Consider the following 1,249-nt stretch of genomic DNA (forward strand, 5'->3'; position numbering starts at 1 on the left):
TGGTATTTACACAACAGATCCTCGCATCGCACCAAAAGCGTCACCAATCCCAGAGATCAGTTTTAGTGAAGCCTCTGAAATGGCTAACTTTGGCGCGAAAATATTACACCCATCAACACTAGTCCCTGCTCTGCGCCATGATATCCCGGTTTTTGTTGGCTCATCCAAAGAACCAGAAAAAGGCGGCACGTGGATTCGTCATCAAGTCGAAAGCTCACCACTGTTTCGGGCTCTCGCTCTGCGTTGTAATCAAACGATGGTCACTCTGCGTAGTGTGAACATGTTCCATGCGTACGGCTTCTTAGCAAAAGTATTTGAGATTTTAGCCAAGCACAAAATTTCGGTAGACCTTATCACCACTTCAGAAATCAGTGTGTCACTCACACTGGATCAAACTGATACCTCAGGCGGCGCACCACAACTTCCTCAAGCAGCACGTGAAGAGTTGGAAGAGTTGTGTAAGGTCGAAGTAGAACATGACCTTTGTTTGGTAGCCTTGATTGGTAACAAGATGAGTGAACGTAAAGGCTATGCGAAGCAAGTGTTTGGTACGCTAGAAGATTTGAACTTACGCATGATCTGTTATGGAGCAAGCCCTCATAACCTGTGCTTCCTTGTGAATGAGTCGGTGGCGAAGCAAGCCATTCAGAAGCTGCATACAGAGCTCTTCGAACAATAACATTGGTTTGTACCCTCAAGTGACCACTACCGTGGTTCAAAAAGCATAACGTGATTTTTGAGGGAACAACGACAAATTAAAGGGCTGCACATTGGCAGCCCTTTTTATTGCTTGTTCACTTGATTTAGCCGTTAATGTTTGGCCCCAACCATTTTTCAGCTTCGATCCTATCCCAACCTTTACGATCAGCATAACTCTCTAATTGATCATCTTGGATCTGAGCGATCGCAAAATAGCGAGAGTCTGGATGTGAGAAATACCAACCGGACACTGATGCCCCCGGATACATTGCATAGCTCGTTGTAAGTGACATACCGATGTTCTCTTCAACATTCAGTAACTCCCAAAGCGGGCCTTTCTCTGTATGCTCAGGACAAGCTGGGTAACCCGGTGCAGGACGGATCCCTTGGTACTTTTCACGGATGAGCTCATCATTCGATAGATTTTCATCTGCTGCATAGCCCCAAATTTCTTTCCTGACACGCTCATGCAAGTATTCAGCAAAAGCTTCGGCTAAACGATCCGCCACCGCTTGAATCATGATTGCGTTGTAGTCATCGCCTTGCGCTT

General features: G+C 46.0%; 2 protein-coding genes. One reads left to right on the top strand and one right to left on the bottom strand.

Annotated features, from left to right (window positions below):
• On the top strand, window positions 1-679 hold a 679-nt coding region (locus tag R7F67_RS24345), incomplete at its 5' end, for an ACT domain-containing protein (RefSeq protein WP_411913742.1).
• Window positions 680-803: 124 nt separating this feature from the next.
• On the opposite strand, the gene R7F67_RS24350 is transcribed toward R7F67_RS24345, so the two are convergent.
• The coding region (locus R7F67_RS24350; RefSeq protein WP_318057479.1) for a vitamin B12 dependent-methionine synthase activation domain-containing protein at window positions 804-1,249 on the bottom strand (446 nt) is incomplete at its 5' end.

This window comes from Vibrio sp. YT-17 (assembly GCF_033337375.1).
Lineage (GTDB): Bacteria > Pseudomonadota > Gammaproteobacteria > Enterobacterales > Vibrionaceae > Vibrio > Vibrio alginolyticus.